Annotated in this window: 20 protein-coding genes; 15 read left to right on the top strand and 5 right to left on the bottom strand. The window is 72.0% G+C overall.

Translation table 11 applies throughout. The annotated features are described in order from the left end of the window. Positions 1–57 precede the first annotated feature (57 nt). Positions 58–1,503: an aldehyde dehydrogenase family protein gene (locus tag HZS56_RS31885; RefSeq protein ID WP_216724292.1), complete on the top strand. Its 1,446-nt coding sequence runs from the start codon at positions 58–60 to the stop codon at positions 1,501–1,503. 16 nt (positions 1,504–1,519) lie between these two features. Here the strand turns inward: HZS56_RS31885 and HZS56_RS31880 are convergent, their stop codons facing one another. After that, on the bottom strand, positions 1,520–1,933 hold the full coding sequence (locus HZS56_RS31880; protein ID WP_216724289.1) for a cytidine deaminase family protein: 414 nt from the start codon (positions 1,931–1,933) through the stop codon (positions 1,520–1,522). 100 nt (positions 1,934–2,033) lie between these two features. Next, positions 2,034–3,047, bottom strand: coding sequence for a LacI family DNA-binding transcriptional regulator (locus HZS56_RS31875; protein WP_216724288.1), 1,014 nt, complete (start codon positions 3,045–3,047; stop codon positions 2,034–2,036). Positions 3,048–3,433: 386 nt separating this feature from the next. Here HZS56_RS31875 and HZS56_RS31870 point away from each other — a divergent pair, with 386 nt between their 5' ends. The 7 genes from HZS56_RS31870 (at position 3,434) to HZS56_RS31840 (ending at position 12,784) form a co-directional block, all read left to right on the top strand. Next, positions 3,434–5,395 (top strand): acyl-CoA dehydrogenase family protein, encoded by a 1,962-nt coding sequence (locus HZS56_RS31870; RefSeq protein WP_216724287.1) that lies wholly within the window; start codon positions 3,434–3,436, stop codon positions 5,393–5,395. Positions 5,396–5,547: 152 nt separating this feature from the next. Next, positions 5,548–6,804 carry a 1-deoxy-D-xylulose-5-phosphate reductoisomerase gene (gene dxr, locus HZS56_RS31865; RefSeq protein WP_216724286.1) on the top strand — a complete coding sequence of 419 codons (1,257 nt, stop codon included), beginning with the start codon at positions 5,548–5,550 and terminating at the stop codon, positions 6,802–6,804. Then, a complete protein-coding gene (locus tag HZS56_RS31860) occupies positions 6,801–8,105 on the top strand; it encodes a site-2 protease family protein (RefSeq protein WP_507227381.1) in 1,305 nt (434 codons plus the stop codon). Before dxr ends, HZS56_RS31860 begins: the two co-directional genes overlap by 4 nt. A 237-nt stretch (positions 8,106–8,342) precedes the next feature. Then, positions 8,343–9,500, top strand: coding sequence for a flavodoxin-dependent (E)-4-hydroxy-3-methylbut-2-enyl-diphosphate synthase (gene ispG / locus HZS56_RS31855; protein WP_216724285.1), 1,158 nt, complete (start codon positions 8,343–8,345; stop codon positions 9,498–9,500). Positions 9,501–9,597: 97 nt separating this feature from the next. Continuing rightward, positions 9,598–10,446 carry a GNAT family N-acetyltransferase gene (locus HZS56_RS31850; protein ID WP_216724284.1) on the top strand — a complete coding sequence of 283 codons (849 nt, stop codon included), beginning with the start codon at positions 9,598–9,600 and terminating at the stop codon, positions 10,444–10,446. A 30-nt stretch (positions 10,447–10,476) separates the two neighbouring features. Next, a complete protein-coding gene (locus HZS56_RS31845) occupies positions 10,477–11,007 on the top strand; it encodes a GNAT family N-acetyltransferase (protein ID WP_216724283.1) in 531 nt (176 codons plus the stop codon). Between the two features lie 73 nt (positions 11,008–11,080). Continuing rightward, positions 11,081–12,784 carry a proline--tRNA ligase gene (locus HZS56_RS31840; protein WP_216724282.1) on the top strand — a complete coding sequence of 568 codons (1,704 nt, stop codon included), beginning with the start codon at positions 11,081–11,083 and terminating at the stop codon, positions 12,782–12,784. A gap of 497 nt (positions 12,785–13,281) precedes the next feature. On the opposite strand, the gene HZS56_RS31835 is transcribed toward HZS56_RS31840, so the two are convergent. The 3 genes from HZS56_RS31835 to HZS56_RS31825 are packed head-to-tail and all read right to left on the bottom strand — an operon-like array spanning position 13,282 to position 15,407. Then, positions 13,282–14,208, bottom strand: a complete 927-nt coding sequence (locus HZS56_RS31835) for an aminoglycoside phosphotransferase family protein (RefSeq protein ID WP_216724281.1) — start codon at positions 14,206–14,208, stop codon at positions 13,282–13,284. Between the two features lie 39 nt (positions 14,209–14,247). After that, a complete protein-coding gene (locus HZS56_RS31830) occupies positions 14,248–14,811 on the bottom strand; it encodes a ferritin-like domain-containing protein (RefSeq protein WP_216724280.1) in 564 nt (187 codons plus the stop codon). Next, entirely contained in the window at positions 14,808–15,407 is a 600-nt protein-coding gene (locus HZS56_RS31825; RefSeq protein ID WP_216724279.1) for a hypothetical protein, read from the bottom strand. The genes HZS56_RS31830 and HZS56_RS31825 overlap by 4 nt, the downstream gene beginning before the upstream one ends. A 353-nt stretch (positions 15,408–15,760) precedes the next feature. Between HZS56_RS31825 and rimP the strand changes: the two genes are divergently transcribed. The 7 genes from rimP to truB all read left to right on the top strand — a co-directional run bounded on the left by rimP (position 15,761) and on the right by truB (position 23,021). After that, positions 15,761–16,288, top strand: coding sequence for a ribosome maturation factor RimP (gene rimP, locus HZS56_RS31820; protein WP_216724278.1), 528 nt, complete (start codon positions 15,761–15,763; stop codon positions 16,286–16,288). 2 nt (positions 16,289–16,290) lie between these two features. Continuing rightward, positions 16,291–17,337 (top strand): transcription termination factor NusA, encoded by a 1,047-nt coding sequence (gene nusA / locus HZS56_RS31815; protein ID WP_216724277.1) that lies wholly within the window; start codon positions 16,291–16,293, stop codon positions 17,335–17,337. Positions 17,338–17,519: 182 nt separating this feature from the next. Then, the gene (locus HZS56_RS31810) at positions 17,520–17,801 is read left to right on the top strand and encodes a YlxR family protein (RefSeq protein ID WP_216724290.1); all 282 of its coding nucleotides are present in this window, start codon (positions 17,520–17,522) and stop codon (positions 17,799–17,801) included. A gap of 175 nt (positions 17,802–17,976) precedes the next feature. Beyond that, positions 17,977–21,036, top strand: coding sequence for a translation initiation factor IF-2 (gene infB, locus HZS56_RS38970; RefSeq protein ID WP_216724276.1), 3,060 nt, complete (start codon positions 17,977–17,979; stop codon positions 21,034–21,036). A 152-nt stretch (positions 21,037–21,188) separates the two neighbouring features. Beyond that, on the top strand, positions 21,189–21,482 hold the full coding sequence (locus HZS56_RS31800) for a DUF503 domain-containing protein (protein WP_052843289.1): 294 nt from the start codon (positions 21,189–21,191) through the stop codon (positions 21,480–21,482). A 136-nt stretch (positions 21,483–21,618) separates the two neighbouring features. Beyond that, entirely contained in the window at positions 21,619–22,119 is a 501-nt protein-coding gene (gene rbfA, locus HZS56_RS31795) for a 30S ribosome-binding factor RbfA (protein ID WP_216724275.1), read from the top strand. After that, on the top strand, positions 22,116–23,021 hold the full coding sequence (gene truB, locus HZS56_RS31790) for a tRNA pseudouridine(55) synthase TruB (protein WP_216724274.1): 906 nt from the start codon (positions 22,116–22,118) through the stop codon (positions 23,019–23,021). The genes rbfA and truB overlap by 4 nt, the downstream gene beginning before the upstream one ends. Positions 23,022–23,360 lie beyond the last annotated feature (339 nt).

Genomic DNA, 23,360 nt, shown 5'->3' with positions numbered 1-23,360 from the left:
CCCGCACCCCCCCGATCCACACACCACCACCCCACCGCGGAAGGGCCGGAACCCGAGATGACCTCCACCCACGCCTTCTGGCTCGCCGGCCGCCAAGCCACCGGCGAGGCCACTCTCGACGTCACCTCCCCGTGGGACGGCAGCCACGTCGGCACGGTGAGCCTCCCGACCGACGCACAGGTCGAAGAGGCCGTCGCCACCGCCTACGCCGTCCGCGAGGACTTCGCCGCCACCCCCGCCCACGTACGCGCCGCGGCTCTGGACCACGTCGCCCGCCGCCTGGGCGACCGTGCCGAGGAGATCGCCCGCCTGATCTCCGCCGAGAACGGCAAGCCGGTCAAGTGGGCCCGCGGCGAGGTCGGCCGCGCGGTCTCCGTCTTCCGCTTCGCCGCCGAGGAGGCCCGCCGCTTCAACGGCGGCGAGGCCCAGCGCCTGGACACCGACGCCGGCGGTCAGGGCCGCCTCGCCCTCACCCGGCGCTTCCCCAAGGGCGTGGTCCTGGGCATCGCGCCCTTCAACTTCCCCCTCAACCTGTGCGCCCACAAGATCGCCCCCGCGATCGCCGCCGGTGCGCCCATCATCCTCAAGCCGGCCCCCGCCACCCCGCTGTCGGGCCTGATCCTCGGCGAACTGCTCGCCGAGACCGAGCTGCCGGCCGGCTCCTGGAGCATCCTGCCGGTACCCAACGACCGCATGCCGGCCCTCGTCCAGGACGACCGCCTCCCGGTCATCTCCTTCACCGGCTCCGAGGCGGTCGGTTACGCGATCATGGACTCGGTGCCCCGCAAGCACTGCACGCTGGAGCTGGGCGGCAACGGCGCGGCCGTCGTGCTCGCCGACTGGGCGAGCGACGAGGACCTGGACCGGGCCGCCGCGCGCATCGCGACCTTCTCCAACTACCAGGGCGGCCAGTCCTGCATCTCCGTGCAGCGCGTGATCGTCGACGCCGCCGTCCACGACCGCCTGCTGCCCCGCATCGTCGCCGCGGTCGAGGCCCAGGTCACCGGCGACCCCGACGACGACGCCACGGACGTGGGCCCGCTGGTCAGCGAGGCCGCCGCACAGCGCGTGGAATCCTGGGTCGAGGAGGCCGTCACCGCGGGCGCGCAGCTCCTGACCGGCGGCAAGCGCGACGGCGCCTCCTACGCACCGACCGTCCTCACCGGCCTTCCCGCCGACACCACCCTCGCCCGCGAGGAGGTCTTCGGACCCGTCCTCAGCGTGCAGAAGGTGAACGGCGAGGCCGAGGCGTTCGCCGCCGTCAACGACTCCAAGTACGGGCTCCAGGCAGGCGTGTTCACCCACGACCTCCAGGCCGCCTTCCGCGCCCACCGCGCCCTGGAGGTCGGCGGCGTCGTCGTCGGCGACGTCCCCTCCTACCGCGCCGACCAGATGCCGTACGGCGGTGCCAAGCAGTCCGGCGTCGGTCGGGAGGGCGTGAAGTTCGCGATGGACGACTACACCTACGAGCGCGTGCTGGTCCTCACCGGCCTCGCCCTCTGACGCACCGGGGCTCGGCTCACTCGGCGTCGAGCTGGTGCTCGGCCCAGACGTACGTCGCGGGGAGCAGCTCGGCGACGGGGACGGAACGGACACCTTCCCCGTCGCCGACGATCACCTCGAGCCCGGGAAAGTAGTCGAGCAGCACCTGACGGCACCGGCCGCAGGGCGGGACGACCCCTCGCTCGCGGTCGCCGACGGCCACGACCGTCACCAGGTCGTACGCGCCCCGGGCCGCCGCGGTGCCGATGACGACCAGTTCGGCGCAGGGGCCGCCGGTGAAGTGGTAGGCGTTGACCGCCGTGACGATCCGGCCGTCCCGGGCGCGGGCCGCGGCCGCCACGGTGTGGTTGTCGCCCCGGCACCGGGTGCGGGCCACGTGCGCCGCGGCCGCGACGAGTTCGTGGTCGACGGGATTGGTCTGCGAAGTCATCGTCCCTGCCTTGTCCGGTGGCGCCCGGCGCCGGACCGGTGGCCGCCGGGCGTGTGCGAGGGGGAGGGGGCAAGCAGGGATCGTACTGCGACCGCAGCTGCTACGGCCGGGCGGGCGCCGGTCCCGAGCTGGCCCGGACGGTGAGTTCCGGAGCGAGCAGCACGACCTCGTCGCTCCCGCGTCCGTCGAGCTTGGCGACCAGGTGCTCCACGGCCCGCCGCCCCATCTCCTGCGCGGGCAGGGCGACCGAGGTCAGCCGCACCGAGGCCTGGGTGGCGACCTGCTCGGGGCAGACCGCGACCACCGACACGTCCTCCGGCACGGCCCGCCCCCACCGGCGCAGCAGGGCGAGCAGCGGCTCCAGGGCCGACTCGTTCTGCACGACGAACCCCGTGGTGTCCGGGCGCTCGTCGAAGACGCGCGCGAGGGTCGCGGCCACCGCGTCGTACCCGGCCTCGCACGGCCGGTGCAGCAGCCGCAGGTCCAGCTCGCGGGCGCGGGTACGCAGCCCGTCGAGGGTGCGCTCGGCGAAGCCGGTGTGCCGTTCGTAGACCGCCGGGGCCTCGCCGATGACGGCGATGTCGCGGTGTCCCAGCTCGGCCAGGTGCTCCACGCACAGCGCGCCGGTGGCCCGGAAGTCGAGATCGACGCAGGTCAGTCCCTCGGTGTCGGCGGGGAGGCCGATCAGGACGGACGGCTGGTGGGTGCCTCGCAGCAGGGGCAGCCGCTCGTCGTCGAGTTCGACGTCCATCAGGATCATCGCGTCGGCGAGCCCGCTGCCGGTGACCCGGCGCACGGCGTCGGGGCCCTCCTCGCCGGTGAGCAGCAGGATGTCGTACCCGTACGCGCGGGCGGCCGAGGCCACCGCGACGGCGATCTCCATCATCACCGGCACATACATGTCCGTGCGCAGCGGGACCATGAGCGCGATGATGTTCGATCTGCTGCTCGCCAGGGCGCGGGCGCCGGCGTTCGGGTGGTAACCGAGCTTGCGGATGCTCTCCTCGACCCGTTGCCGGGTGGTGGCGGAGATGGACCGCTTGCCGCTGAGGACGTAACTCACCGTGCTCGCCGAGACTCCGGCGTGCTGGGCGACCTCGGCGAGGGTGACCATCCGGTTCTCCAAGCTTCACGAAGCGCTTCGACAGCGCCTTCGGAGTAGATCATGGCGGGTGAGAGACGTCGAGAGTAGCTCCAGCGAGGGCGAGTGTCCAGCAATCGTCGAAGCGCTTCAATGGCTGCTTCAACCGCCGCTTCAACTCCCGCTTCAACTGCCGTCTCTTCCCTGCCGCCTCCTTGCTTCCTCCCAGGCTCCCTCCGCCCGGCTCCGGTATCGGCCGAACGGTCGCACGAAGGGTGGTGGGTTCGCCCGGGATCGGGTACATACGAACGGGTAGCACCGACTAGTAACGTACGCCCGCAAGTTCGCGCGGAACCAGTCGCCGCGACCGCTGTGGACCGTACCTTCCCCCGATGCCGATTCGCGGCGAGGTGAGCCTCATGTCCGCCCCAACCTCCTCCTCCCGACCCACCGTCACCGAACGTGAGGCCCGTCAGGTCGCCGAGGCGGCCCGCGAACAGGACTGGCGCAAGCCCAGCTTCGCCAAGGAGCTGTTCCTCGGCCGCTTCCGCCTCGACCTCCTCCACCCCCACCCGCTCCCCGCCGACGAGGACGTCCAGCGCGGCGAGGAGTTCCTCGCCAAGCTCCGCGACTTCTGCGAGACGAAGATCGACGGGACCGTGATCGAACGCGACGCACGGATCCCCGACGAGGTGATCACCGGGCTCAAGGAGCTGGGCGCCCTCGGCATGAAGATCGACACCAGGTACGGCGGGCTGGGCCTCACCCAGGTCTACTACAACAAGGCCCTCGCCCTGGTGGGATCGGCGAACCCGGCGGTCGGCGCACTGCTCTCCGCCCACCAGTCGATCGGAGTGCCCCAGCCGCTGAAGATGTTCGGCACCCAGGAGCAGAAGGACACGTTCCTGCCGCGCTGCGCCCGCACCGACATCTCGGCGTTCCTGCTGACCGAGCCGGACGTCGGGTCCGACCCGGCGCGCCTGGCCACCACCGCCGTCCGGGACGGCGACGACTACGTCCTCGACGGCGTCAAGCTGTGGACCACCAACGGAGTCGTCGCCGACCTGCTCGTCGTCATGGCCCGCGTCCCGAAGCCCGAGAGCGGTGAGAGCGGCGAAGGCGGCAGGGGCGGGATCACCGCGTTCGTCGTGGAGGCCGCCTCCGAGGGCATCACGGTCGAGAACCGCAACGCCTTCATGGGCCTGCGCGGCCTGGAGAACGGCGTCACCCGCTTCCACCGGGTGCGCGTCCCGGCCGCGAACCGCATCGGCCCCGAGGGCGCCGGCCTAAAGATCGCCCTGACCACCCTGAACACCGGCCGCCTCTCGCTCCCCGCGATGTGCGTCGGCGCCGGCAAGTGGTGCCTGAAGATCGCCCGAGAGTGGTCGGCGGTGCGCGAGCAGTGGGGCAAACCGGTCGCGCTGCACGAGGCCGTCGGCTCCAAGATCTCCTTCATCGCGGCGACGACCTTCGCGCTCGAAGCGGTCCTGGACCTCTCGTCCCAGATGGCCGACGAGGACCGCAACGACATCCGCATCGAGGCCGCCCTCGCCAAGCTCTACGGCTCGGAGATGGCCTGCCTGATGGCCGACGAGCTGGTCCAGATCCGCGGCGGCCGGGGCTTCGAGACCGCGGCCTCCCTGGAAGCCCGCGGCGAGCGCGCGGTCCCCGCCGAACAGCTCCTGCGCGACCTGCGGATCAACCGCATCTTCGAGGGCTCCACCGAGATCATGCACCTGCTGATCGCGCGTGAGGCCGTCGACGCCCACCTCTCGGTCGCCGGGGACCTGATCGACCCCGACAAGACCCTGTCCGACAAGGCGAAGGCGGGCGCGCAGGCCGGTGTGTTCTACGCCAGGTGGCTGCCGAAGCTCGTCGCAGGACCCGGCCAACTACCGCGCTCGTACGCCGACTTCCACCCGTCCGGCCATCCGGATCTCTCCGGCCACCTGCGCCACGTCGAACGCACCGCCCGCAAGCTCGCCCGCTCCACCTTCTACGCCATGTCCCGCTGGCAGGGCCGGATGGAGACCAAGCAGGGCTTCCTCGGCCGCGTCGTCGACATCGGCGCGGAGCTGTTCGCGATGAGCGCCGCCTGCGTCCGCGCCGAGCACCTGCGCGCCAGGGGCGACCACGGCCGCGAGGCCTACCAGCTGGCCGACGCCTTCTGCCGGCAGTCCCGCATCCGGGTCGAGGAACTCTTCGGCCGCCTGTGGACCAACACCGACGGCGTCGACCGCAAGGTCGTCAAGGGCGTGCTGGGCGGCGCCTACGAGTGGCTGGAGCAGGGCGTCGTCGACCCGTCCGACGACGGCCCCTGGATCGCGGACGTCACGCCGGGACCGGCCCGGCGGGAGAACGTCCGCCGCGCCATCGGCTGACGCCCGTGCCCCGGCGCCGTCCGTGCGGCGCCGGGGCACGGGGCAGGGGGCCGGGGCGGAGAACCGGCTCGGCGGTGGCCGTTGTCCCCGTACGGCACCCGACCGAGGGACGCGCTGTCCTCCCGGAGGGCCGTTGCGGACACAATGGGGGGATGAGCGACAGTCCAGCCCCACTCGCCGACCCCCACCTCGTCCACGACCCGGTGGCGGGCGACGGCCCGAAGGACGTGGTGATCCTCGGGTCCACCGGCTCGATCGGCACCCAGGCCATCGACCTCGTACTGCGCAACCCGGACCGCTTCCGGGTCACCGGCCTGTCCGCCAACGGCGGCCGGGTCGCCCTCCTCGCCGAGCAGGCGTACCGGCTGAGGGCGCGGACCGTCGCCGTCGCCCGCGAGGACGTCGTACCGGCACTGCGGGAGGCACTCACCGCCCAGTACGGGGCCGGGGAACGCCTGCCGGAGATCCTCGCCGGACCGGAGGCGGCCGCCCGGCTCGCCGCCTCGGACTGCCACACCGTGCTCAACGGCATCACCGGCTCCATCGGCCTCGCCCCGACCCTCGCCGCCCTGGAGGCGGGCCGCACCCTCGCGCTCGCCAACAAGGAGTCGCTCATCGTCGGCGGCCCGCTGGTCAAGGCGCTGGCCAAGCCCGGCCAGATCATCCCGGTCGACTCCGAGCACGCCGCCCTCTTCCAGGCGCTGGCCGCCGGCACCCGCGCCGACGTCCGCAAGCTGGTGGTCACCGCCTCCGGCGGCCCGTTCCGGGGCCGTACCAAGGACGAGCTGGCGGCCGTCACCGTCGACGACGCCCTCGCCCACCCCACATGGGCCATGGGCCCGGTGATCACGATCAACTCCGCCACCCTGGTGAACAAGGGCCTGGAGGTGATCGAGGCGCACCTGCTCTACGACATTCCCTTCGACCGCATTGAGGTGGTCGTGCACCCGCAGTCGTATGTCCACTCGATGGTTGAGTACACGGACGGATCGACACTGGCGCACGCCACGCCCCCCGACATGGGCGGGCCCATCGCCGTCGGCCTCGGCTGGCCCGAACGCGTCCCCGACGCGGCCCCCGCCTTCGACTGGAGCAAGGCGTCGGCCTGGGAGTTCTTCCCCCTGGACAACGAGGCCTTCCCCTCGGTGAACCTGGCCCGGCACGTCGGACAGCTCGCGGGGACGGCCCCGGCGGTGTTCAATGCCGCCAACGAGGAGTGCGTCGAGGCGTTCCGCTCCGGCGCACTGCCGTTCCTCGGGATCATGGAGACCGTCACGAGGGTGGTCGAGGAGCACGGCACGCCCCGAACGGGAACCTCGCTCACCGTCGCGGACGTCCTCGAAGCGGAGACCTGGGCGCGTGCCCGGGCCCGGCAACTGGCGGCACAGACGGCGGAGGCCCGTGCATGACGACCCTGATGTTCATCCTCGGCATAGTCCTCTTCGCCGTCGGCCTGCTGTTCTCCATCGCCTGGCACGAACTGGGGCACCTCTCCACGGCCAAGATGTTCGGCATCCGCGTGCCGCAGTACATGGTGGGCTTCGGACCGACGCTCTTCTCGAAGCAGAAGGGCGACACCGAGTACGGGGTCAAGGCCATCCCGTTCGGCGGCTACATCCGCATGATCGGCATGTTCCCGCCCGGCGCCGACGGCCGCCTGGAGGCCCGCTCCACCTCGCCCTGGCGCGGCATGATCGAGGACGCCCGCTCGGCCGCCTTCGAGGAGCTGCAGCCGGGTGACGAGAAACGCCTCTTCTACACGCGCAAGCCGTGGAAACGCGTCATCGTCATGTTCGCCGGCCCGTTCATGAACCTCATCCTCGCGGTGGTGCTCTTCCTCACCGTCCTGATGGGCTTCGGCATCTCGCAGCAGACCACCACCGTCAGCTCCGTCTCCCAGTGCGTCATCTCGCAGAGCGAGAACCGCGACGACTGCACCAAGTCCGACCCGGCCTCCCCGGCCGCGGCGGCGGGGCTGCGGGCCGGCGACAAGATCCTCGCCTTCGACGGTGTACGGACCGACGACTGGGACAAGCTGTCCGACCTGATCCGCGCCAACCCCGGCGAGGACGTGCCGGTCGTCGTGGAGCGCGACGGCAAGGAGATGACCCTCGACGCGACCATCGCCACCAACAAGGTCGCCAAGAAGGACTCGCACGGACAGATCGTCCAGGGCGAGTACGTCAGCGCCGGCTTCCTCGGCTTCAGCGCCGCCACCGGCGTCGTGAAGCAGGACTTCGGCGAGTCCGTGACGTGGATGGGCGACCGGCTCGGCGACGCCGTCGACAACCTCGCCGCGCTGCCCTCCAAGATCCCGGCCCTGTGGGACGCCGCCTTCGGCGACGGAACCCGGGAGGAGGACTCCCCGATGGGCGTCGTCGGCGCGGCCCGCGTCGGCGGTGAGATCGCCACCCTGGACATCCCGCCCACCCAGCAGCTCGCCATGTTCGTGATGCTCGTGGCCGGCTTCAACCTCTCCCTGTTCCTGTTCAACATGCTTCCGCTGCTGCCGCTCGACGGCGGCCACATCGCGGGCGCGCTGTGGGAATCGGTGCGCAGGGCCGCGGCCAGGGTGCTGCGCAGGCCGGACCCGGGCCCCTTCGACGTGGCGAAGCTGATGCCGGTGGCCTACGTGGTGGCGGGCATCTTCGTCTGCTTCACACTGCTCGTCCTGGTGGCGGACGTCGTCAACCCGGTCCGCATCACCTGACGCACGCCCCGTCCGCACCACCCGCCTCGCGGCCGGACGATCCGATGAGAAGCCCGATCCGGAGAGCATGTCCCTCCGGGTCGGGCTTCAAGCCCGTCATACGGCAGATGGCCGCCAAAGGGTGCATCTCCCGTACGCCGTGTGCCGGGCGTTCATGTCCGTGCCGTAATCTCGAATGCCGGAGCCCGCCGCTGAACGGGGCCGGACCTTGATCCACGACTTGGGGTTGCACAGCAGATGACTGCGATTTCTCTCGGCATGCCGGACGTTCCGACCAGGCTCGCTCAGCGCCGCAGGAGCCGGCAGATCCAGGTCGGCCCCGTCGCGGTGGGCGGCGACGCCCCCGTGTCGGTGCAGTCCATGACCACGACCCGCACCTCCGACATCGGCGCCACCCTCCAGCAGATCGCCGAGCTGACCGCGTCGGGCTGCCAGATCGTCCGCGTCGCCTGCCCCACCCAGGACGACGCGGACGCGCTGCCCGTGATCGCGCGGAAGTCGCAGATCCCGGTGATCGCGGACATCCACTTCCAGCCCAAGTACGTCTTCGCCGCGATCGAGGCGGGCTGCGCCGCGGTCCGGGTGAACCCGGGCAACATCAAGCAGTTCGACGACAAGGTCAAGGAGATCGCCAAGGCCGCCAAGGACCACGGCACCCCGATCCGCATCGGCGTCAACGCCGGTTCCCTCGACCGCCGCCTGCTCCAGAAGTACGGCAGGGCGACCCCCGAGGCCCTCGCCGAGTCCGCCCTCTGGGAGGCGTCCCTCTTCGAGGAGTACGACTTCCGCGACATCAAGATCTCGGTCAAGCACAACGACCCGGTCGTCATGGTCGAGGCCTACCGTCAGCTCGCCGCCCAGTGCGACTACCCCCTCCACCTCGGCGTCACCGAGGCGGGCCCCGCCTTCCAGGGCACCATCAAGTCGGCCGTCGCCTTCGGCGCCCTGCTCTCCCAGGGCATCGGCGACACCATCCGGGTCTCCCTCTCGGCCCCGCCGGTCGAGGAGATCAAGGTCGGCATCCAGATCCTGGAATCCCTGAACCTGCGCCAGCGCGGCCTGGAGATCGTCTCCTGCCCGTCCTGCGGCCGCGCCCAGGTCGACGTGTACAAGCTGGCCGAAGAGGTCACCGCCGGCCTCGAAGGCATGGAGGTCCCCCTGCGCGTCGCCGTCATGGGCTGCGTCGTCAACGGCCCCGGCGAGGCCCGCGAGGCCGACCTCGGCGTCGCCTCCGGCAACGGCAAGGGACAGATCTTCGTCAAGGGCGAGGTCATCAAGACCGTCCCCGAGTCCAAGATCGTGGAGACCCTCATCGACGAGGCCATGAAGATCGCCGAGCAGATGGAGAAGGACGGCACCGCCTCCGGCGAGCCCTCGGTCTCCGTCGCGGGCTGACCCTCCCGTTCCTGCCGCGTCGCCCTGAGGGCGGCGCGGCATATGCACGGCAGGTACAGTGCGGGAACCAGCAGATCTCAGGGTGAGGCCCCCGCACGTGTTGACGCAGACCACCTCCCGCGTGCTCGAACCGAGCGACCTGGACGCCGCGCTCGCCGTCCTCGACCGCGAGCCGGTCGCGAACGCCTTCGTGACCGCCCGCGTCCGCATCGCCGGCCTCGACCCGTGGCGCCTCGGCGGCGAGATGTGGGGCTGGTACGAGCACGGCATGCTCACGTCCCTGTGCTACGCCGGAGCCAACCTCGTCCCCATCTGCGCCACCCCCCGCGCCGTCCGCGCCTTCGCCGACCGCGCCCGCCGGGCCGGCCGCCGCTGCTCCTCGATCGTCGGCCCCGCCGACCCGACCGCCCAGCTGTGGCGCCTGCTCGAACCGGGCTGGGGCCCCGCCCGCGAGGTCCGCGCCCACCAGCCCCTCATGGTCACCGACCGCCTCCCCGCCGACATCGCCCCCGACCCGTACGTCCGCCGCGTCCGCAAGGACGAGACCGAGCGGATCATGCCCGCGTGCGTGGCGATGTTCACCGAAGAGGTCGGCATCTCCCCGATGGCCGGCGACGGAGGCCTGCTCTACCAGGCCCGGGTCGCCGAACTCGTCGGCTCCGGCCGCTCCTTCGCCCGCTTCGACGCGGACGGCAAGGTCGTCTTCAAGGCCGAGATCGGCGCCGCCACCGACCGCGCCTGCCAGATCCAGGGCGTGTGGGTGGCCCCCGAGTACCGCGGCAAGGGCCTTGCGGCCCCCGGCATGGCGGCGGTCCTGCGCTACGCCCTCGCCGACGTCGCCCCGGTGGCGAGCCTGTACGTCAACGACTTCAACACGGCGGCGCGACGGACGTACCTGAGGGTGGGCTTCCAGGAGGTCGGCGCGTTCATGAGCGTGCTGTTCTGACCCCTGGGGCAGGACTGTAGGCTCCCCGCCATGGACCTAGTGATCGGCCCACTGGACCTCTCCGCGCACGTGGACGAGGCCCTCGCCGTCCAAGCCGCCGCCTTCGGCCTCGGCCCCGACGAGGTGGCCGTCCGCCGTCAGATCGTCCTGCGCCACATGAACCAGTCCGGCGCCAGAGCCCTCGGCGCCACCGACCGCGGCCGCCTCGTCGGCTTCGTCTACGGCATGCCCAACGACCGCGCCCACTGGTGGTCCACCGTCGTCGAGCCCTACCTCCGCGCCCAGGACACCGACGGCTGGCTCGACGACTCCTTCGTCATCACCGAACTCCACGTCCACCCCGCTCACCAGAACCGCGGCGCCGGCCGAGCCCTGATCACCACGATCACCGACACCGCCACGCAGCCCCGCTCGATCCTCTCCGCGATCGACACCGAGAGCCCCGCCCGCGCCCTCTACCGCTCCCTCGGCTACCAGGACCTCGCCCGCCAGGTCCTCTTCCCCAGCGCCCCCAAGCCGTACGCGGTGATGGGCGCCCCCCTCCCGCTGCGCCGCCGATAACCGATTTCCACCCCACCGGACCGCCCGGCTAACCTCCTAGCACCACCCTTACGCAGCAGGAGACACGAGAACCATGGCCAACGCACCGGTCCAGCGCATGTCGAAGTTGATGGCGAAGACGCTGCGCGACGACCCGGCGGACGCCGAGGTCCTCAGCCACAAGCTGCTGGTCCGCGCCGGCTACGTGCGCCGCACCGCCGCCGGCCTGTGGAGCTGGCTGCCGCTCGGCAAGAAGGTCCTCGGCAACATCGAGCGCATCGTCCGCGAGGAGATGGACGCCATCGGCGCCCAGGAGGTCCAGCTCCCCGCCCTGCTGCCGCGCGAGCCGTACGAGGCCACCGGCCGCTGGGAGGAGTACGGCCCCGAACTCTTCCGCCTCCAGGACCGCAAGGGCGGCGACTACCTCCTCGGCCCCACCCACGAGGAGATCTTCACCCTCCTGGTGAAGGACCAGGCATCGTCCTACAAGGACCTGCCGGTCATCCTCTACCAGATCCAGAACAAGTACCGCGACGAGGCCCGCCCCCGGGCCGGCATCCTGCGCGGCCGCGAGTTCCTGATGAAGGACTCCTACTCCTTCGACGTCGCCGACGAGGGCCTCGCCGAGTCCTACGCCCTGCACCGCGCCGCCTACCAGCGCATCTTCGAACGCCTCGGCCTGGACTACCGCATCTGCGCGGCCACGGCCGGCGCGATGGGCGGCTCGAAGTCCGAGGAGTTCCTGGCCCCCGCCGAGGCCGGCGAGGACACCTTCGCCGACTGCCCGAACTGCGACTTCGCCGCCAACACGGAGGCGGTCACCCACGTCCTCACGCCCGTGGACGCCACGAACACCCCCGCGGCGGAGGACATCCCGACCCCCGACACCCCCACCATCGAGACCCTGGCCGCCTCCCTCGGCGTCCCGGCCTCCGCCACCCTCAAGAACCTCCTCGTCAAGGTCGACGGCGAGATCGTCGCCGTGGGCGTCCCCGGCGACCGCGAGGTCGACCTGGACAAGGTCGAGGCCCACTTCGCCCCGGCCGCGGTCGAACTGGTCACCGCGGAGGACTTCGTCGGCCGCCCCGACCTGGTCCGCGGCTACGTCGGCCCACAGGGCCTGGGCGACAAGGTGAAGTACATCGCCGACCCGCGCGTGGCCCCGGGCACCGCCTGGATCACGGGCGCCAACAAGGAGCACACCCACGCCAGGAACGTCGTGGCGGGCCGCGACTTCGAGGTCGACACCTACGCCGACGTCGTGGTCGTACGCGAGGGCGACCCCTGCCCGAACTGCGGCACCGGTCTGAAGCTGGACCGCGCCATCGAGATCGGCCACATCTTCCAGCTGGGCCGCAAGTACACCGACGCCCTCAAGCTCGACGTCCTCGGCCAGAACGGCAAGCCGGCCCGCGTGACGATGGGCTCCTACGGCATCGGCGTCTCCCGCGCCGTGGCGGCCCTCGCCGAACAGCACGCCGACGACAAGGGCCTCGTCTGGTCCAAGGAGGTCGCCCCGGCCGACGTCCACGTCGTCGCCGCGGGCAAGGCCCTCCAGACCGAACTGGCCCTCGAGGTCTCCGAGAAGCTGGCCGCCGCCGGCGTCCGCGTCCTGGTGGACGACCGCGCCGGGGTCTCGCCGGGCGTGAAGTTCACCGACTCGGAACTCATCGGCGTACCCCAGATCCTGGTCGCCGGGCGCCGCGCGGCCGAGGGCGTAGTAGAACTGAAGGACCGCCGCACCGGCACCCGAGAGGAACTCCCGACCGAGGAGGCCGTCGCCCGCCTCACCCAGTGACGGCGCGGCACCCGGCGCGGGTGCGGGCCGGGGGTGGGTCGCGCAGCCCGGCGCTTACGGGGCGCCGCAGCGCCCACCCGTGCCGCCCCAGCGGCACGATTGCCCGCAGCTGGGGCGGCACGGCGCGGCGGCCCGCAGCTGAGGGGGCGCCGTGGGCGGCCAGGGCATGTCACGGGTCAGGCGCGTATGGCAGGGAAGGGGTCACCGGCCGTGGGCGGGTAGGCGCGGACGCGTACGGCGGGAAGGGACGTGTCGGGGGGTGTTCGCCCGCAGCGGTTGGCGCGTCAACGCAGAGCACATCTGCGGCCGACCGATTCCGCGCCGTTCCGAGGACGGACACCCCCCGGCGCGGCCCGACCCACAACGAAACCCAAGGCGATACGCGCACCCCCACCGAACCCGCACAGGCGCCGCAGGCATCCCGCAAACCACCCACCCGCACCCCCACCGCGGACGCGTCACCGCACCCCAGGCCGCCCACCGCCGGAGGCAACGGCTCACAGCCAGCCGGCGAACTCCAGCAGCAGCTCCGCGTCCTTCTCCCGCCCCACCCGCCGAGCCCGCACCCCCGACTCGACGGCACGGAACAGGGTCCAGCCCCGCAGCCGTTCCTGGTCGACTTCCAGCGACTCCGCCAGCCGCTTCACCCGCCGCCGAGTCGTCGACGCACCCGACGGCTGGGCGATGAGGTCCTCCACCCGGTCCCGCACCAGCCGCGCCAGGTCGAAGGCGGTCTCACCGACCACCGGGTCCGGCCCCACCGCCAGCCACGGCATCCGGTCCCCGGCGAGTACCTTGCTCTGCCGAAACGTCCCGTGCAGGAGCCGCCGCTCCGGCGGCGCGGCCAGCAGCTCCTCCCGCGCGTCGAGCGCCGCGTCCACCAGCGGCGCCACCTCGGCGTCGGCCACCGCGCCCGCCCGCATGGCCGCCGCCTGCCGCCCGGTCCGCTCGGCCACGGTCTCGAAGGGATGCGAGGCAGGCGGCTCGACCCACAACCGCCGCAGCGTCCCCGCAGCCTCCAGCAACGCCTTCGCCTCCGGCAGAGACCGCACCGACACGTCCGGATGCAGCCGCTCCAACAGCAGCACCCCTTCGTCGCCCCCCTCCCCGTGCCCGTCACGCCCGTCACACCCGTCACGCAACTGCACGGCGCCCAGTCCACCCCAGTGCGCGAGCGCGGCCCGCTCGCTCTCCGGCCGCGCCCGGCGCGGGGCCAGTTTCAGCACCGCAGGCGTCCCGTCGGCCGTCCGCACCAGCACCACCAGGCTGCTGCGCCCACCGGGCACCTGCACCCGCTCCACCGCCAACTCGCGCCGCGCCACGGCCCGCTCCGCCATCTCCGGCAGCCTCGCCAGCCAGTCGTCACCGTCCGGTGCCGCTTCGCCGAGCGCCCTGACCAGACGCCGGGGCGGTTCGAAAGCCATGCGCGAGCCGTTCCCTTCCCGTACGGAAAGCCGTACGCGTTACGCAGTCGGTGAAACCGTCGCCGTGCCGCCCGTCACCGAGTCACTCGGCACCGCGTCGCCCGTCGCCGTCGGCGCAGACGCGGCGTCCGAGGCCTCCGGAGCAGGACGACCCTCCTGGCCCCCTGACGTACCGGCCCGCTCGGCGAGCCCAGGGAAGGCTACGCTCCCGCCCCGCCAGCGCACCGCGCGGACCGCCGCCTCCCGCAACCCCTCGGCCGCCGTCGCCCGACGCCCGTCCTCGGCCGCCCGCACCAGGTCGGAGTAAACACCGGCCACCCGGTCCTCCAACGTCGCCGCCAGCCGCACCGCCGCGGCCGCGTCCGGCACCGAGAAGGGCAGCGCGTACCCGGCCGCCGCGACCACCGGCTTCCCGCCCAGGTCACGCACCGCCCGCGTCAGCGCGTCGCGCCGCGCCCGGTGCGCGTCGTACGCGGTCCGCGCCTCCGTGCGCCGCTCCTCGCCGATCCGCCCCCCGACCACGCCGTAGCCGTACACGGCCGCGTGCTCAGCGGCCAGCGCCGCCTGGAGAGCGTCCAGTTCCCGGTCGTCCGCCTCGCTCACCCGACACCCTCCGTCGTCTCGCCCGCCGTCAGCAGATACACGTGCCCGGCCCCGGCCGCCGCCACCGACGCCAGCAGCCGGGCCAGCTCCCCCGGCACCTCCAGCAGCGCCCCGGCACGCCGGTCGGCCAGCTCCCGCTCGGCCTTGGCAAGCATGGCCAGGGCCCCCTTCTCGGACCCCGGCACCGCACCGGACCCCTCCCCGGGCCCGGCCGCACGCGCGGAGACCGATGCCGAACCCGACGGCGAAACCGATGCTGACCCCGACGGCGAAACCAATGCCGAACCCGACGGCGAACCCGACGCCGATCCCCGCACCGCACCGAATGCCTCAGCGTGCCGTACGACCTCCTGCCGCAGCGGCCGCAGCCGCTCCGTCAGCCCCGGATACGCGGCCATCACCGCCGCGTACCGCTCCGCCAGCCCCTGACTGTCCCGCGCCGCACGCGCGCGTGCCCGGTCGGCGGCCGACGGACCAGTGCCCCCCGAATCCGAGCCGCCGGAACAGCCGACGAGCAGCGCGGCCCCGGCGGCGGACGCGAGCAGGCTCCTTCTGCGCGGCCCGGAGGGCGAACGCGGCGATACGGGAAGCGACACGGCAGACGTCCTCGACAGATTCGTACGGAAGGGACACGGAACGGAAGAACGGACGCGACACGGAACGGAAGAGCGCGGGACGGAACACGAAACGGAAGAACGCGGAGCGGAAGGGACAGGAATGATCACGGTACCCGGGCCCTGGCCAGACACCACTCACCGCCACCACCACTGCCTGCCACCACCACTGCCCGCCACCACTCACCGCCGCCACCACTCACCGCCACCGCCGATCGGACCGCCGACCAGACCGCCGGGCAGGGGTGGACGGCAACACCCCCCGGGACCCGATACCCTTTGACCAGACACGCGCCCCATCCCACAACAGCACACGCGGCCGAGGAGTCACCCGGATGAGCACCCCCCAGAGCGAGAGGCTGCGAGAGCTGCTTGAGCCGCTCGTCGCCTCCCAGGGACTGGACCTCGAGGAGATCGCGGTGGACTCCGTCGGCCGCAGGCGTGTGCTGCGCGTGGTCGTCGACTCCGACGCCGGCGCCGACCTGGACCGCATCGCCGAGGTGAGCCGCGCGCTGTCGGCGGCGCTCGACGAGAGCGACGCGATGGGCGACGCGGAGTACACCCTCGAAGTCGGTACCCCGGGCGCGGAGCGCTCCCTGTCCGAGCACCGCCACTACGTGCGCGCCACGGGCCGTCTGGTCCGCTTCCAGCTGCACGAGGGCGGCGAGCTGGCCGCCCGCATCCTCGCGGTGGACGAGGACGGTCTCGACCTCGAGGTTCCCGGCGTCAAGGGCCGCAAGGCCACCACCCGCAGACTCGCCTTCGGTGACATCGACAAGGCACGCGTGCAGGTCGAGTTCAACCGCAAGGACCCCAAGAACACCGACGCGACGGAAGACACAACGGAAGAGGAGGAGGCGTAGCCGTGGACATCGACATGAGCGCCCTGCGGGGCTTGGTACGGGAGAAGGAGATCTCCTTCGACCTGCTGGTCGAAGCGATCGAGTCGGCCCTCCTCATCGCCTACCACCGCACCGACGGCAGCCGCCGCCACGCGCGCGTGGAGCTGAGCCGGGACACCGGACACGTGACCGTGTGGGCGAAGGAGGACCCGGACGACCTCGAGGAGGGCCAGGCGGCCCGCGAGTTCGACGACACCCCCTCCGACTTCGGCCGGATCGCCGCCACCACCGCCAAGCAGGTCATCCTGCAGCGGCTGCGCGACGCCGAGGACGACGCGACGCTCGGCGAGTACGCCGGACGGGAGGGCGACATCGTCACCGGCGTGGTCCAGCAGGGCCGCGACCCGAAGAACGTACTGGTCGACATCGGCAAGCTGGAGGCCATCCTGCCGGTGCAGGAGCAGGTGCCGGGCGAGACCTACCCGCACGGCGCGCGGCTGCGGTCCTACGTCGTCCGCGTGGCCAAGGGCGTGCGCGGCCCGTCCGTGACGCTGTCCCGTACGCACCCCAACCTGGTGAAGAAGCTCTTCGCCCTGGAAGTGCCCGAGATCGCCGACGGTTCCGTCGAGATCTCCGCGATCGCCCGCGAGGCCGGCCACCGCACGAAGATCGCCGTACGCTCGACCCGTTCCGGTCTGAACGCCAAGGGCGCCTGCATCGGCCCCATGGGCGGCCGGGTGCGCAACGTCATGGGCGAGCTGAACGGAGAGAAGATCGACATCGTCGACTGGTCGGACGACCCGGCCGAGATGGTGGCGAACGCGCTCTCCCCGGCCCGCGTCTCCAAGGTGGAGGTCGTGGACCTGGCGGCCCGCTCCGCCCGTGTGATCGTCCCGGACTACCAGCTGTCGCTGGCCATCGGCAAGGAGGGCCAGAACGCCCGCCTCGCGGCCCGGCTGACGGGCTGGCGGATCGACATCCGGCCGGACACGGAGCAGCCGTCCGACCAGCCATCCGACCAGCGGTCCGACGGGCCCTCCGACCAGCAGCCCGACCGGCCCTCCGAGTAGCCCCGACCAGGCCAGGACAAGGGCCAGGACGGGCGCCGGCACGAACGCCGGACCAGGCGCCAGGCAGGTCGGGGGAATAGATCCAAGCCGCACGGCGCTGAGATCACGACAGCTTTGCGCGCGGCACGTGTTCGATTCTTGCCCCAGAGGGGTGAGGTCGGTCGGGGGAGGTAGACTTGGGAGTGTCTGGCCGGACACGTAGTCCAGCATGCCCCGAGCGCACCTGCGTGGGGTGCCGGAAGCGAGCGGTCAAGAGCGAGCTGTTGCGCACCGTGGCGGTCGAGGGTGACTGCACCCCTGATCCACGCGGTACGCTGCCCGGCCGGGGTGCGTATGTACACCCCGTGCCGGTCTGTGTCGACCAGGCAGTGCGCCGCAAGGCGTTCCCGAGGGCGCTTCGCGTCCCGGGTCCGCTCGACGTAAAGGCGTTGCGCCACTACGTCGAGCAGGCACAAGGTTGCTGAAAGCACCATGTAAGCAACGTGGTAAGGAAGACGAGCCGCGCGGAACCCCGTGGCGGCCTGGTACCTCGCGAGTCGAAAGCAGGTCGAGATTGCGATGAGCACTCGATGAGTACGCGATGAGTACGCCCATGAACTAGCGACGGTCCGGACGCAACCCGGACCTCAGAGGAGCGAAGTGGCTAAGGTCCGGGTCTACGAACTCGCCAAGGAGTTCGGTGTCGAGAGCAAGGTCGTCATGGCCAAGCTCCAGGAGCTCGGTGAATTCGTCCGTTCGGCGTCTTCGACCATCGAAGCGCCCGTAGTACGCAAGCTGACAGACGCCTTCCAGCAGGGTGGCGGCAACGGCCGGGCAGCCGGTCGTCCCGCGGCCCCCAAGAAGGCCGCCCCCAGGCCCGCCGCGCCGTCGCAGGCGCAGGCGGCCCGTCCGGGTCCCGCCGCGCCGCGTCCGGCGGCCCCGAAGCCCCCGGCTGCCCAGCAGCCTGCGGCTCCGTCGGCCCCCTCGCCGGCGCCGTCCCAGGCTCCGCGCCCGACGCCGGGCCCGAAGCCCGCACCGCGTCCGGCCCCCGCCGCGCCGGAGTTCACCGCTCCGCCGGCGTCCCCGTCCGCTCCGGCTCCCTCCGGCCCGGCACCGTCCGGTCCGAAGCCCGGCGCGCGTCCCGGTGCCCCCAAGCCCGGTGCCCGTCCCTCCGGCGGTCCGGGTCAGGACCGGGGCCAGCAGGGTGGCCAGGGAGGCCGTCCCGGCGGCCAGCGCCCCGGTGCCCCGGGCCAGCGTCCGGGCCGTCCCGGCGGTCCGCGTCCGGGCAACAACCCCTTCACCTCCGGCGGCAACGCCGGCATGGCCCGCCCGCAGGCGCCCCGTCCGCAGGGCGCTCCGCGTCCGGGCGGCCCCGGTGCCCCCGGCGGCGGTCCGCGTCCGCAGGCCCCCGGCGGCCAGGGCGGCGGTCCCCGTCCCCAGGCTCCGGGCGGCAACCGTCCGAACCCGGGCTCGATGCCCCGTCCGCAGGGCGGCGGCCAGGGCGGTCCCCGCCCCGGCGGTCCGCGTCCCAACCCCGGCATGATGCCGCAGCGTCCGGCTGCCGGCCCGCGTCCCGGCCCCGGTGGCGGCGGTCGCGGTCCCGGCGGTGCCGGTCGTCCCGGCGGCGGCGGTCGTCCGGGCGGCGGCGGCTTCGCCGGCCGTCCCGGCGGTGGCGGCGGCGGTCGTCCCGGCGGTGGCGGCGGCTTCGCCGGCCGTCCCGGTGGCGGCTTCGGCGGCGGCGGTGGCCGTCCCGGCTTCGGTGGTCGTCCCGGCGGTCCGGGTGGCCGTGGTGGCACGCAGGGCGCCTTCGGTCGTCCCGGCGGTCCCGCGCGCCGCGGCCGCAAGTCGAAGCGGCAGAGGCGCCAGGAGTACGAGGCCATGCAGGCCCCGTCGGTCGGCGGCGTGATGCTGCCCCGCGGCAACGGCGAGACCATTCGCCTGTCGCGCGGTGCGTCGCTCACCGACTTCGCGGAGAAGATCAACGCCAACCCGGCGTCGCTCGTCGCGGTCATGCTGAACCTCGGCGAGATGGTCACCGCGACCCAGTCCGTCTCCGACGAGACGCTCCAGCTCCTCGCCGGCGAGATGAACTACACGGTTCAGATCGTCAGCCCGGAGGAGGAGGACCGCGAGCTGCTCGAGTCCTTCGACCTGGAGTTCGGCGAGGACGAGGGCACGGAGGAGGACCTGGTCGTCCGTCCGCCGGCCGTCACCGTCATGGGTCACGTCGACCACGGCAAGACCCGGCTGCTGGACGCCATCCGCAAGACGAACGTCATCGCGGGCGAGGCCGGCGGCATCACCCAGCACATCGGTGCCTACCAGGTCGCGACCGAGGTCAACGACGAAGAGCGCAAGATCACCTTCATCGACACCCCGGGTCACGAGGCGTTCACCGCCATGCGTGCCCGCGGTGCGAAGTCGACCGACATCGCGATCCTGGTCGTCGCGGCCAACGACGGCGTCATGCCGCAAACGGTCGAGGCGCTCAACCACGCCAAGGCGGCCGAGGTCCCGATCGTCGTCGCGGTCAACAAAATCGACGTCGAGGGCGCCGACCCGACCAAGGTGCGCGGTCAGCTGACCGAGTACGGCCTGGTGGCCGAGGAGTACGGCGGCGACACCATGTTCGTCGACATCTCCGCCAAGCAGGGTCTGAACATCGACTCCCTGCTGGAGGCCGTGGTCCTCACCGCGGACGCCTCGCTCGACCTGCGGGCCAACCCGAACCAGGACGCGCAGGGCATCTCGATCGAGTCCCGTCTCGACCGCGGCCGCGGTGCCGTGGCGACGGTCCTCGTCCAGCGGGGCACCCTGCGGGTCGGCGACACGATGGTGGTGGGCGACGCCTACGGCCGCGTCCGCGCCATGCTCGACGACAACGGCAACAACGTCACCGAGGCCGGTCCCTCGACGCCGGTCCAGGTCCTGGGCCTGACCAACGTCCCCGGTGCCGGTGACAACTTCATCGTGGTCGAGGAGGACCGTACGGCCCGCCAGATCGCGGAGAAGCGCGCCGCCCGCGAGCGCAACGCCGCGTTCGCCAAGCGCACCCGCCGCGTGTCCCTGGAGGACCTGGACAAGGTGCTGAAGGCCGGCGAGGTCCAGCAGCTCAACCTGATCATCAAGGGCGACGCGTCCGGATCGGTCGAGGCGCTGGAATCCTCCCTGCTCCAGCTGGACGTCGGCGAAGAGGTCGACATCCGCGTCCTGCACCGCGGCGTCGGTGCGGTCACGGAGTCCGACATCGACCTGGCGATGGGCTCCGACGCCATCGTGATCGGCTTCAACGTGCGCGCCGCCGGGCGTGCCGCGCAGATGGCCGAGCGCGAAGGTGTGGACGTCCGGTACTACTCGGTCATCTACCAGGCGATCGAGGAGATCGAGGCGGCCCTCAAGGGCATGCTCAAGCCGGAGTACGAAGAGGTCGAGCTGGGCACGGCGGAGATCCGCGAGGTCTTCCGCTCCTCCAAGCTCGGCAACATCGCGGGTGTCCTCATCCGCTCCGGCGAGGTCAAGCGCAACACCAAGGCGCGCCTCCTGCGCGATGGCAAGGTCATCGCGGAGAACCTCAACATCGAGGGTCTGCGTCGCTTCAAGGACGACGTCACCGAGATCCGCGAAGGCTTCGAGGGCGGTATCAACCTCGGAAACTTCAACGACATCAAGATCGACGACGTCATCGCGACGTACGAGATGCGCGAGAAGCCGCGGGTGTAACAGCCCCGACTTCCGGAACGACGCGGCCCGGGGCCGGTCGGCGGAGCACAATATCCGTCGATCGGCCCCGGCCGTTCGTTGTACGGTTCTGGTGTCCCCGCCCATGGATGGCGGGGCCATCGATCCCGGACCGGCGGGTGAACCGGTTGCACATGTATGTGGGGACGCTGTCCTTCGACCTTCTCCTCGGCGACGTACATTCGCTGAAGGAGAAGCGCTCCGTCGTCCGCCCGATCGTCGCCGAACTCCAGCGCAAGTACGCGGTGAGCGCGGCGGAGGTGGAGCACATGAACCTGCACCGCCGGGCGGTCGTCGGCCTGGCCGTGGTGTCCGGCGACGCGGGCCACCTCAGTGACGTACTCGACCGGTGCGAGCGGCTGGTGGCCGGCCGGCCCGAGGTGGAACTGCTGTCCGTCAGGCGACGCTTCCACGGCGACGACGACTGAGCGACGACGACCGGGCGACGAAGACCGGGGCGACGGGACCGGGGCGACGACGACCGGCAGTACCGGACCGGGCAAGAGACCGGTTCAGGCAATGAGACCGGATCAGGCAAGAGAACAAGGAACGGGAGACGGACCAGTGGCCGACAACGCGCGGGCGAAAAGGCTGGCGGACCTCATCCGAGAGGTGGTGGCCCAGAAGCTGCAGCGCGGGATCAAGGACCCGCGGCTCGGCTCGCACGTCACCATCACGGACACCCGGGTCACGGGCGACCTGCGGGAGGCGACCGTCTTCTACACGGTCTACGGCGACGACGAGGAGCGGAAGGCGGCCTCGGCGGGCCTGGAGAGCGCCAAGGGCATCCTGCGCTCCGAGGTCGGCAAGGCGGCGGGCGTGAAGTTCACCCCGACCCTGGCCTTCGTCATGGACGCCCTGCCGGACACCGCCCGCAACATCGAGGACCTCCTCGACCGGGCGCGGCAGTCCGACGAGAAGGTGCGCGAGGCGTCCGCGGGCGCCGCCTACGCCGGTGACGCGGACCCGTACCGCAAGCCGGGCGAGGACGAGACCGACACCGAAGGCGCCGTCGGGTCCGACGGGACGGACGGGACCGACGAGACGGACGACACCGCTAAATGACCGAGAAGCACACCACGCCCGACGGCCTTGTCATCGTCGACAAGCCGTCGGGCTTCACTTCGCACGACGTCGTCGCCAAGATGCGGGGCATCGCCCGGACCCGGCGCGTCGGGCACGCCGGCACGCTCGACCCGATGGCGACGGGCGTCCTGGTCCTCGGTGTGGAGCGGGCGACCAAGCTCCTCGGCCACCTGGCGCTCACCGAGAAGGAGTACCTGGGCACGATCAGGCTCGGGCAGACGACGCTGACCGACGACGCCGAGGGCGAGATCACGGGGTCGCGGGACGCCTCGAAGGTCACCCGGGAGGCCGTCGACGCAGGCGTCGCCAAACTGACCGGTGCCCTCATGCAGGTACCGTCCAAGGTCAGCGCCATCAAGATCAAAGGCGTGCGCTCCTACAAGCGCGCGCGTGAGGGCGAGGACTTCGACATCCCCGCCCGCCCCGTCACCGTGTCCTCCTTCACGGTGTACGACGTCCGCGACGCCGTCGCCGAGGACGGCACCGCCGTGCTCGACCTGGTGGTCTCGGTGACCTGCTCCTCCGGCACCTACATCCGCGCCCTCGCCCGCGACCTGGGGGAGGACCTCGGCACCGGCGGTCACCTCACCGCCCTGCGGCGCACGCGGGTCGGCCCCTACAAGCTCGACGCGGCCCGGACGCTGGACCAGCTCCAGCAGGAGCTCACCGTCATGCCCGTCGCGGACGCCGCCGGTGCCGCCTTCCCGCGCTGGGACGTGGACGCCAGACGGGCCCGGCTGCTCACCAACGGGGTGCGGCTGGAGATGCCCGACGCGTACGCGGGCGCCGGTGCCGTCGCCGTCTACTCTCCCGAGGGCGGCCTCCTCGCCCTGGTGGAGGAGCACCAGGGCAGGGCGAAGAGCCTGGCCGTCTTCGGCTGAGCCGGCACACCGTCGTCTTCCGCCCGTGGAGCGGCGATCACGGGGACTTCACTGTCGCCGCTCCACGGTCCCCCTCGGTTCCCCCACCTCCCAGGGTGTATCCAACCCACCCGTTCTGTTCACCCGTCCGGGCAGGCGCTCGGAGTGAACCGGGGGAGTGGAAGGGGGCGCGTTCGCCAGGGGATCTGTCCCCCTGATCATCGCGTGCCTACCGTCGAAGACACGGCACGGGCACACGGCGGGGAGGTTCGACGATGGCGTCGCGGAACCGGTCCCGGGAGGTCGCGGGCGGGAGGACGGGGCACAGGGAAGGACAGCGGGACGAGCAGGGGGACAAGC

The organism is Streptomyces mayonensis (genome assembly GCF_018982965.1).
In the GTDB taxonomy this organism is placed as follows: domain Bacteria; phylum Actinomycetota; class Actinomycetes; order Streptomycetales; family Streptomycetaceae; genus Streptomyces; species Streptomyces mayonensis.
This window is presented reverse-complemented; position numbering and strand designations above follow the sequence as displayed.